Origin of the sequence: Porphyromonas loveana (assembly GCF_003096695.1) — a bacterium.
Classification (GTDB): Bacteria; Bacteroidota; Bacteroidia; order Bacteroidales; family Porphyromonadaceae; genus Porphyromonas; species Porphyromonas loveana.
Genome location: NZ_QEKY01000019.1, coordinates 25,042 through 35,121, shown reverse-complemented (window position 1 = coordinate 35,121; position 10,080 = coordinate 25,042). Strand labels below are relative to the sequence as shown.

Genomic DNA, 10,080 nt, shown 5'->3' with positions numbered 1-10,080 from the left:
GTGGCAGGGGATGCTGTGAACATCCTATTGGCAGCTGCTGCTTACAACTTCAAAAGAGCCATGAAGGCTCTTTTGCACCTGCTCAAAATAATAAGCGAAAAGCTAAGCGAGAGACCATCGATGAATGACTTCTCACTTGCAAATGCTTTTTAAGGGATGACTATTTCGTCTTATTTCTATTAAGGGGGAATGATTGGAGGGTTGCCGTCCCGAGTAAGCCGTATGGGATGAGTTACGCTTGGTCGGTGATGGTGATCTCGCAGTTTTCGAGGCTCTGGATAATGGCCAGCGATTCCACGCGGATACCCTTTTCAATGAGAATGTCACGCCCGTGCTGGAAGGCTTTCTCGATGATAAAGCCCATGCCGGCGATCTGCGCGCCCGCCTGATCTGCCAGATCAATAATGCCTTGTGCGGCATTGCCGTAAGCCAAAAAGTCGTCGATAAAGAGGATGCGGTCGTCAGCTGTGAGGAAATCATGGCTGATGCAGACCGTATAGTCTCTGTTCTTTGTGAAGGAGTGTACCGTCGTTGTGAGCATATTCTCCATCGTCTTGGGCTGTTTTTTCTTCACGAAGACCACGGGCAGATTCATGATGTAGCCCACCATGATGGCAGGGGCGATCCCACTTGCTTCGATGGTGACGATTTTATTGGCACCGCTGTCGGCAAAGAGTCGTGCAAACTCCTCGGCTACGTGGTACATCAGCTTGGAGTCCATCTGATGATTGATGAAGCTATCGACCTTCAAGATGCCACCCGGGTAACATTTACCGTCTTGTAGGATTCTCCGTTTAAGCAGTTCCATAGTTCGATTCTATTAAAGCTGTGTCGAAAAAACGCTTACTTGCTGCGAATGACAGCGTTGGAAATGATGGCCGCCAATCCGCCCGTAGTGATACCGGAAGAGAAGATTCCTTTCAGATTCGGCGACACATTCGTGAGAATATCCGGCATGAGCTCCACGCCCAGACCCAGCGAGAGACTGATAGCGAGAACCATTGTAGCCTTGCGATCGATCTCCTGAGAAGCGATGATGCGTATGCCCGCTGCAGCCACAGTACCGAACATCAAGAGAGTAGCCCCTCCGAGTACGGGATCGGGCATGACCGAGAAGATGAGACCGATGCCCGGGAAGAGTCCGAGTATGATGAGCATGGCAGCAATATAGTAGCCCACGTGTCGGCTTGCCACGCCAGTCAGTTGGATGAGACCGTTGTTCTGTGCGAAAATGGAGTTGGGGAATGAGTTGAACACGCCGGCGAGGAGAGAGTTGAATCCGTCTGCCAATACACCGCCCGAAACGCGCTTCACGTATTTTTCTCCTTCCAGCGGTTCGCCGGATATCATGGAGTTGGCAGTGATGTCGCCCGACGCTTCGATCGCCGTAATGAGGTAGATGAGACCGAATGCGATGAGCGAAGAGATATTCAAATCCAGACCATATTTGAACGGTACCGGTATATTCCATAGCGCGATGTCAGTCGTCTGCACAGCCGAGAGGTCCACTCGTCCGAGGATGAAGGCCAGGATGTATCCGACGATAAGCCCCAAGACAATGGAGCTCATGCGAATGTATTTGTTGCCACTCCTATTAAAGAAGAGTACACCGATGAGTACAAGCGCGGCGATGCTCAGATTCTGCCAACTACCGAAGGTGCCGTTGTCCATGGCTGCGTGACCGCCACCGCAGGCGATGATGCCCACCTTGACCAGGCTGAGTCCGATCAGCAGAACCACCGTTCCCGACACCAGTGGCGTGATGATACGCTTGAGATAGCGGAAGGAGCGGCTTACAATCATCTCGATGGGCGCGGCCACTATCGTACAGCCGAATATAAGCGGCAGTCCACCTACGAGCCCTGCACTGATGATGGGACCGATGAAAGAGAAACTCGTTCCCTGCACGCAGAGGAGTCCGGCTCCGACGGGGCCGAGTCTACGACACTGGATGAAAGTAGATATGCCCGAGGCGAAAAGAGCCATGGACACGAGGAAGGAAGTTGTCTCCAGATCCAAATCAAGCGCTCCGGCTATGATAAGCGGAGGCGTGATGATAGCCACGAAGATGGCGAGTAGGTGTTGGAATGCAGCGAAGAGCGCATCTTTGAAAGAAGGTTTGTCTTCGATCTTGTAAATCAGATCGATCTGTGGGGCTTTTTCGTTCGATGTGGCGGCCATATTTATCGATTAGTAATTGTTCTCAATACTTGGTTCCTCATGCCGAGGAGGCACAAAAGTATTGAAAATAAGCAGACAACCCCTTCCTCATGCCGCAAATCCGCGGGAATTGTGAGTCGAGCACGCGCGAGCGTCCGGGGCTTATTCCCGTCCACACCTATATAATAAGAGTGGCAGCCCCTCCGAAACAGATGGGTGCTGCCACTCTTTTTGTTGGATGTTGTCGGTAGTCCGATCAGAGCAAACGCTGGCTTCGACGGATAAATTCGGCCAACGGTTCTCCCGTGAGCAGGCCGCTGCCCAGCAGAGCCAGGTCGATAAGCTGCCCGATGAGCTCGTTGCCCTGCGCATAGGTCGTCAATTGTTCATTGATGCTGCCTTCAGTCTTCGCCAACTCCATGGCATTGTTCTCCTGCGCCTCCTTCGTGGCGGCGGGGATTTCTTCCGGCTTTTTGCCTTGCACTTCTGCGCTGAGCTTTTGTTCCTCAGCCTGCAATTCGGCTACCCGTGCCCTTAGTTCTGTGAGCGAAGGCTCCACAGCCTCTTTCTCTCCGGCGAGTACGCGGGCGATAAGCGGATGATCTGCATTAAGAACCAAGTTGTATGAGTCGGGCAACTCGCCGTAGAAGCTCATGCCCGGTTGGAGCTGTGCCATGTCGCGCATGCGTCGCATGAACTCACCCTGTGTGATGAGAACGGCTTCCGCTTCGGTGCCGAGCGATTCGAAAGCGACGTTGAAGTGCTTCTTTTCCTCGCGAGGCAGCCGTGCCTCGAAGAGCTTGATCAGCGAGGAGCGCTCCACGTCTGAGAGCTTCACCTCTGAGGAGGGCTGTTCCTTGCGGATGAGATTGTTGATCGTGTCGCTGTCCACACGTACAAAGTGCGTCTTCTCCAGCTTCCGTTCCAGTTGGCTCACGGTATGCGTGTCCAGCTGTCCGTCAAGCACGAGGACGCTATAGCCTTTGTCAGTAGCACGCTTCACATGGCTGTATTGAGCCTCTCGATCTGTGGCGTAGAGGTACACCACTTGTCCGTCGCGATCGGTCTGCACTCCTTCTATGAGTGTGCGGTATTCGTCGAGGGTGTACTTATGTCCCTCGATGTCGCTGAGGAGGAAGAACTTCGTGGCACGGTCGTAGAACTTCTCGTCCGTGAGCATGCCGTATTGGACGAAGAGTCTGAGGCTGTCCCACTTCTCTTCGAAGGTGGAGCGGTCGTTCTTGAATATCTCTTCCAGACGGTCGGCCACTTTCTTGGTGATGTGAGCCGATATTTTCTTCACGTTCGAATCGCTCTGCAGATAGGAACGAGACACGTTGAGGGGGATATCCGGTGAGTCGATGACCCCGTGCAGGAGCGTGAGGAAGTCCGGCACGATGCCCTGTACCTCGTCCGTGACGTACACTTGGTTGGAGTAAAGCTGTATCTTATTGCGCTGTAGCTCCAGATTGTTCTTGATCTTGGGGAAGTAGAGGATACCGGTCAGATTGAAGGGGTAGTCTACATTGAGATGGATCCAGAAGAGCGGCTCGTCCGACATGGGGTAGAGTGCGCGGTAGAAAGTCTTGTAATCCTCATCCTTGAGGTCGGCCGGTTTCTTCGTCCAAGCGGGGTGCGTGTCGTTGATCTGATTGTCTTCGTCCGTGTCCTGCATCTTACCGTTCTTCCATTCTTGCTTCTTGCCGAATATGATGGGCACGGGGAGGAACTTGCAGTACTTCGTCAAGAGGCTTTCGATTTTCTCTCGTCCGAGAAATTCACTGTTTTCCTCATCGATGTGCATCACGATGTCCGTACCGCGCTCGGCCTTGTCCGTCGCTTCCAGTGTGAACTCCGGCGAGCCGTCGCAGCTCCACTTTACGGCCTCGGCACCGTCGCGGAAGGAGCGGGTGATGACGTCCACGCGCTCAGAGACCATGAAGGCCGAGTAGAATCCGAGACCGAAGTGCCCGATGATGGCCGCTTTGTCGTCTTTGTATTTCTCCAAGAACTCTTCGGCACTGGAGAAGGCGATCTGATTGATATACTTCTCCACCTCCTCTTCTGTCATACCCACGCCACGGTCGCTTACCGTGATCGTACGTGCAGCCTCGTCTATGGTGACGGTGACGCGCAAATCGCCCGTCTCTCCCTTGAACTCGCCTACGGAAGCCAGTGTGCGGAGCTTCTGTGTGGCATCGACAGCATTGGAGACGATCTCGCGGAGGAATATCTCGTGGTCGCTGTAGAGAAATTTCTTGATGACGGGGAAGATGTTGTCACTCGTTACCCCGATGGTTCCTTTCTTACTCATTTGTGTAGTGTGATGTTGATTTGTTTTTTTCGATTCTGACAATTAGAAAGACAAATCTAATGCCATCTCCTCCCGACTGCCATTGTGGCAGAACGGATGCCTCCTTCTTCCTTTCTTGTCATACTCCTGTTACCCTTTGCTTGCAGATGTGCACACTTTCAATAGATGACAGCGCTCATGCAAAAAAACGTGCAAATATGTTGAGATCTCCAACGTGTGTATCTTGTCGCAAAAAGCTGCGCCAAAAAGAATTTTTTTTGGCGCCATTTCAGAAAAAATTATGCGCCAAATCAAAAAAAATTTCGCACGTGTTTGCCCAATGTTTTGGCGCCACATTCTCTTGGTTTCCCGCGCATGAGTCGGAGAACTATGCTCCATGCTTCACAATGCACTATGGCAGGTAAAAAAAACTGAAGCCGTATGACACTTTGCTTGTTCAGCCTCCTGTTCCTCTCCTCGCCCCGGGGAGAGGCTTTGTCATGCGTCGCTAAGGGGTAAATAGCACTCGAGTCTGTTCCATTGGAGGGATTGTTTTATCTTTGGATAGATACATATTTATAATAGGAGTATGAAGAAAGTCGTCATCGCCATAGACTCTTTCAAGGGGTGTTTGAGTTCCTTTGAGGCAGGTGCAGCGGTAGCTGCGGGTGTGCGTGCTGCCTGCCCAAACAGTGAGGTCGTCGTGCAACCGGTAGCCGATGGAGGCGAGGGGATGCAGGATGTGCTCATCGCTGCCACGGGAGGCAGGCGCATCATTCTGCAGGCACACTCCCCGCTTATGGAGATGCGTGATGCCTACTATGGCATTTCGGGCGACGGACGTACTGCCTTTGTAGAGATGGCGAGCATCAGCGGGCTACCCCTCGTGCCCGAGCATAGGCGCAACCCCATGCTCACGACCACCTTCGGCACTGGCGAACTCATCTGTGATGCGCTGGAGCGTGGTTGTAGAGATTTTGTCATAGGCATAGGCGGCAGCGCCACGAATGACGCCGGATTGGGCATGTTGCAGGCATTGGGTTTCCGCTTCACGGACAGAGAAGGGCGTACCTTGGGAGAAGATACTGCCCTTTGTGGCGGTATGCTCGCGCAGGTGTGTGGCATAGACTCGTCGGCCGTGCATCCGGCTCTTTCGGAGTCGCGCTTCCGAGTGGCATGCGATGTGCGCAATCCCTTCTGTGGTCCCGACGGGGCTGCTTTTGTATTTGGTCCGCAAAAGGGGGCCGATGAGGCTATGGTAGCGGAGCTGGATGCGGGGATGCAGCATTTGGCAAAAGTCATACAAGAGCATACGGGGCGGGACATAGTGTCGGTGGCAGGTGCCGGAGCCGCAGGAGGCATGGGCGGCGGTCTGCTGGCTTTCCTCGATGCCGAGTTGGAACCGGGCATTGCCTTGCTGCTGGATGTATTGCATTTCTCCGATCTCATAGCGGATGCCGATCTCGTCCTTACGGGCGAAGGCAAAGCCGACAGGCAGACCCTCATGGGCAAGGTGCCCTCCGGCATTTTGGCAGCTGCCGCAGCGAGACAGATTCCTGTCGTCCTCTTGGCGGGGAGTGTGGAGGATGCCGAGATGCTCACGGCAGCCGGTTTTTTGGGTGTCTTCCCCATTACACTCGCACCGGTGAGTCTGCAAGAGGCTATGGAGCCGACTTATGCGCAGAATAATCTCCGCCGCACGGCCATGCAGGTGTGCCGTCTCTTGGACTACAACCGAGTGGGGCGATAGGCTTATTCCCCTCTGGCGCTGCATCTGCTCTGCGCTTATCGGCTGATCTGCACCCTATAAATAGGTACAGAGGCGTGTATATATAGTCATTTGTGGTGATATGGCAAGTCGTTCTTCTCCTCTACTTTTGTGTAGGTGAAACCATACAATTATTCAAAAACATGAAATCAATCGGAATCTTCTACGGTTCTTCTACAGGAACGACGAGCGATCTGGCTCAAAAAATTGCATCTGCACTGGGTGTCGATGCTGCTAATGTAATAGATGTGGCAAGTGCCGATGTGGCTGCTGCCACCAAGTTCGATGTGCTTCTTCTCGGCTCTTCTACATGGGGACTGGGTGATCTTCAGGATGATTGGGAGTCTTTCCTCCCGAAACTCAAGGGTGAGAATCTGAACGGAAAGAAGGTGGGACTCTTCGGTTGTGGCGATGCTTCGGCCTATAGCGACACATTCTGCGCTGCTCTCGGCACCATCAAGGCTGAGTTGGCAGGCACAGGCTGCACCTTCATCGGTGCTTATCCCGCCGACGGATACAGCTACGATGAGACGACAGCAGAGGAAAACGGCCAGCTCATCGGCTTGTGCGTGGACGACACCAACGAGTCCGACCAGACGGAAGCCCGCATGGAGCGCTGGATCGCTGCTCTGGGCATCTAATCAGAAACTCCTGAGTCGGGGAACGAGAGGGGGCTATACTCCGCGCGATGCGGGACTATGCCAAGGTTCACAATACCCATCCTCTCGCTCCCCGCTCTTATTGCCATCCCCCCCAAACAAGCATCATCGGAACAATGGAGACGCAAACACTCAACAGCGATTTGCGCATATTCATGCACCATATATACGAGTTCGAAAAAGGCGTGCGCAGCATGGTGCTCAGCACACTGGCCAACGAGGATATTCCCTATGCCGAAGAACGACTCCGCAACCGACAGATCCACTTCTTCACGCAGCCTACGCCCAATACCGAGCGCACCAATCTTTTCTTCGGCTGTAGGGAGTGCATGGAGGCCATCCGCCTCTTTGTGAACGGACGCTCGCTCAGCAGCCTTTCGCCGGAGGAGGACTTCATCATCGGAGCCATGCTCGGATACGATATTTGCAGGCAGTGCGAGCGCTATTGCCAACGCAAGGCTAACTCATAGAAACCCGCCTGAGATTCAACTATTTGCCGTACTTTTGTCGTCGGATATGACGCCAATCCGTTTTCTTTATTAAGACAGACAGTGGCAATGACGACGAACGAAGTCAAGGACAAGCAGCTCGAACTGGACAAGCGCTATCTGCGCATGGCGCGCATATGGGCGGAAAACTCATATTGCGAAAGGCGCAAAGTGGGAGCATTGATCGTCAAAGAACAGATGATCATATCGGACGGCTACAATGGCACTCCGTCGGGCTTTGAAAACATTTGTGAGGACGAGAACAACGTCACCAAGCCCTACGTCCTGCATGCCGAAGCCAATGCCATCACCAAGGTGGCTGGCAGCACCAACAACAGCTCCGGAGCTACGATCTACGTGACGGCAGCACCCTGTATAGAGTGTGCCAAGCTCATCATCCAGAGCCGAATAAAACGGGTGGTTTATTCCGAAAAATATCGCCTCGACGAGGGGCAACGCCTGCTGGAGCGGGCGGGTGTCGTCGTCGATTTTATTGATATTTCCGATACTCAGGAGTAACAAACCATCATGAAACTTCCATCCTCTTCCGGCAACACGATCTCCTATATACTCGTTGCCGCCATCTTCAGCGTCGTCGGAGCTCTCGCAACACACTTCTACTTCAAACACAAAAGCCCGGGCAACCTCAAGGAAGTTCTTGAGCTGATAGATCGTAACTATGTGGACTCCGTGGATACGCAGTCACTGCAGCGCAACATTATCCCCCTGCTCTTGGAGCAGTTGGATCCGCATTCCGTCTATCTGAACAAGTTGGACAACGAGGAAGAGACCGTGGCGCTAAGCGGAGAGTTCTGCGGCATCGGGGTCACCTTCAATATGCTTCTGGACACGATTGTGGTCACACAGGTGGCACCCGGTGGCCCTTCTGAGCGCGCGGGTATTCGCCCGGGCGACCGTTTGCTCCGAGCCGGCACGCAAGTATTATACGGCAAGGGTGTGGACTTCGAGAAAGTGTCAGATGCATTCCGTGGAGAGAAAGGCTCAGTCGTCAATATCCTCGCACGGCGCAATGGCAGGGAATTGCAGTACCGTGTCGTGCGTGATGACGTGGCTTTACCTTCACTCAGCGCGTACTTCATCCTCGCTCCTGCGGTAGCCTATATGCGGATAGACACTTGGTCAAGCACGACGCACGCCGAGTTTTTGGAAGCTTTCGGTCGTTTGCGCAAAAAAGGTGCTACCAGTCTCATTCTCGACCTGCGTGGCAATCGTGGCGGTTTGCTGGAACCGGCCATAGCGATGGCCAATGAATTTCTCGGGAAGAACCTCCCGATCGTACAGATCGAGGGCAAGGCTTATCCGCGAGAAGAGATATCTTCCGACGGTAAAGGGATCCTGCAGAAGGTTCCTTTGGTGGTATTGGTGGACGAATTGTCGGCCAGCAGTAGCGAAGTCTTCACCGGAGCCATGCAGGATCATGACCGCGCACAGATTATAGGACGTCGCACTTTCGGCAAGGGGTTGGTGCAGTTGCCGTTCGATTTGGCGGACGGTTCGGCCATTCGCCTCACCGTGGCACGCTATTATACGCCTTCGGGTCGTTCCATTCAGAAGCCATATTCTTCCGGTGTGGACGTGGCCTATTACCAAGATCTCAAGAATCGTTTCAATCACGGCGAGCTATATTCGGCGGACAGTATCCCCCCTTCGGGCGGCAAGACGTTCAAGACCGATAAGGGACGTCTGGTTTATGGCGGTGGCGGTATCGTGCCCGATATTTTCATCCCGCTCGACACCGTGGGCCTTAACTCCTATATGATACGTGTGGAGGACGCCGATCTGATCCAGCATTATGCGTTCTTGTACAGCGATGCGAATCGGGATTATCTCAGTCGCTTCAAGACTGTGGAGGAATTGGCCGATCATTTGGATCGTACCTATCTGATCTTTGACTTCGCTTCGTTCGCTCAGAAGCAAGGAGTACCCATGCGTACATCGCTTATCAACGAGGCCCGCGACCGCATCAAGCGTCAGATCAATGCAGCCATTGCGATGAACTTCTTTGATCTGCAGGGGTATTATCAGCTCATGTTGCGCGACGATTCGTTTATTCTAAAGGCTATCTCGCTGATCAAGGAGGGCAAAACCATTCCGTCTGTCAATGGCAAAAAAGGAGCTTAGAGCACAGATTCGCCAGCGCAACAGAGAACAGCTGACTCCCGAGAGTCGCGAACTGTGGTCGCGTGCGATCGTGGAGCGCATCTTGCAGTCTGATTTTTTTGCCACGGCCGAGCGTATCGGTCTATATCATGCTCTGCCGGATGAACCCGATCTGTCCGTACTTTTGCGACAATTTTCTGACAAGAAACAACTCTTCATCCCACGAGTGGAGGGCGATGACATCGCTTTCTATGCTTATACACAGGAGTCCGATCTGACTCAGGCAGGGGCTTATGGCATAGCCGAGCCGACGGCCGATGCGAGTACGGCCGTTGCTCCGGCATCGTTGGACTTGCTGTTGGTGCCTGGTGTCGCCTTCGACCGCCAGGGCAACCGCATGGGACGGGGAAAAGGCTATTACGATCGTTTTCTTCCTGCTACACAAGCACGCCTGATCGGGATCACCTTTGGGTATCGTCTGTTGGATGAATTGCCCACTGACCAGTGGGATTTGCCAATGAATGGCGTCATCACCGACAGCGAGACACTCCTTTTCTGACCATTTATCTCCATATCCATAAAGCCATCGCA

The 10,080-nt window shown here is 53.4% G+C and carries 9 protein-coding genes and 1 pseudogene; 7 read left to right on the top strand and 3 right to left on the bottom strand.

Annotation, left to right across the window (positions count from 1 at the left end; translation table 11 throughout):
- Positions 1 to 153 (top strand): annotated as a pseudogene (locus tag C7382_RS09140) (IS5/IS1182 family transposase); the annotation flags it as partial.
- A gap of 79 nt (positions 154 to 232) precedes the next feature.
- Here the strand turns inward: C7382_RS09140 and xpt are convergent.
- The 3 genes from xpt to htpG form a co-directional block, all read right to left on the bottom strand.
- Entirely contained in the window at positions 233 to 808 is a 576-nt protein-coding gene (gene xpt, locus C7382_RS09135; RefSeq protein ID WP_116679971.1) for a xanthine phosphoribosyltransferase, read from the bottom strand.
- A gap of 35 nt (positions 809 to 843) precedes the next feature.
- The gene (locus C7382_RS09130) at positions 844 to 2,181 is read right to left on the bottom strand and encodes a nucleobase:cation symporter-2 family protein (RefSeq protein WP_116679970.1); all 1,338 of its coding nucleotides are present in this window, start codon (positions 2,179 to 2,181) and stop codon (positions 844 to 846) included.
- Positions 2,182 to 2,416: 235 nt separating this feature from the next.
- A complete protein-coding gene (gene htpG, locus C7382_RS09125; protein WP_116679969.1) occupies positions 2,417 to 4,474 on the bottom strand; it encodes a molecular chaperone HtpG in 2,058 nt (685 codons plus the stop codon).
- 568 nt (positions 4,475 to 5,042) lie between these two features.
- Between htpG and C7382_RS09120 the strand changes: the two genes are divergently transcribed.
- From C7382_RS09120 to C7382_RS09095, 6 genes are all read left to right on the top strand, one after another.
- Complete coding sequence (locus tag C7382_RS09120; RefSeq protein WP_116679968.1) at positions 5,043 to 6,203, top strand: glycerate kinase family protein; 1,161 nt, start codon at positions 5,043 to 5,045, stop codon at positions 6,201 to 6,203.
- A 161-nt stretch (positions 6,204 to 6,364) separates the two neighbouring features.
- Complete coding sequence (locus C7382_RS09115; RefSeq protein ID WP_116679967.1) at positions 6,365 to 6,862, top strand: flavodoxin; 498 nt, start codon at positions 6,365 to 6,367, stop codon at positions 6,860 to 6,862.
- 134 nt (positions 6,863 to 6,996) lie between these two features.
- Positions 6,997 to 7,350, top strand: a complete 354-nt coding sequence (locus tag C7382_RS09110; protein ID WP_116679966.1) for a DUF2023 family protein — start codon at positions 6,997 to 6,999, stop codon at positions 7,348 to 7,350.
- Positions 7,351 to 7,437: 87 nt separating this feature from the next.
- Positions 7,438 to 7,887, top strand: coding sequence for a dCMP deaminase family protein (locus C7382_RS09105; RefSeq protein ID WP_116679965.1), 450 nt, complete (start codon positions 7,438 to 7,440; stop codon positions 7,885 to 7,887).
- A 9-nt stretch (positions 7,888 to 7,896) separates the two neighbouring features.
- Positions 7,897 to 9,510 carry a S41 family peptidase gene (locus tag C7382_RS09100; protein ID WP_116679964.1) on the top strand — a complete coding sequence of 538 codons (1,614 nt, stop codon included), beginning with the start codon at positions 7,897 to 7,899 and terminating at the stop codon, positions 9,508 to 9,510.
- Positions 9,491 to 10,048 carry a 5-formyltetrahydrofolate cyclo-ligase gene (locus C7382_RS09095; RefSeq protein WP_116679963.1) on the top strand — a complete coding sequence of 186 codons (558 nt, stop codon included), beginning with the start codon at positions 9,491 to 9,493 and terminating at the stop codon, positions 10,046 to 10,048. Before C7382_RS09100 ends, C7382_RS09095 begins: the two co-directional genes overlap by 20 nt.
- The last annotated feature ends 32 nt before the right edge of the window (positions 10,049 to 10,080 follow it).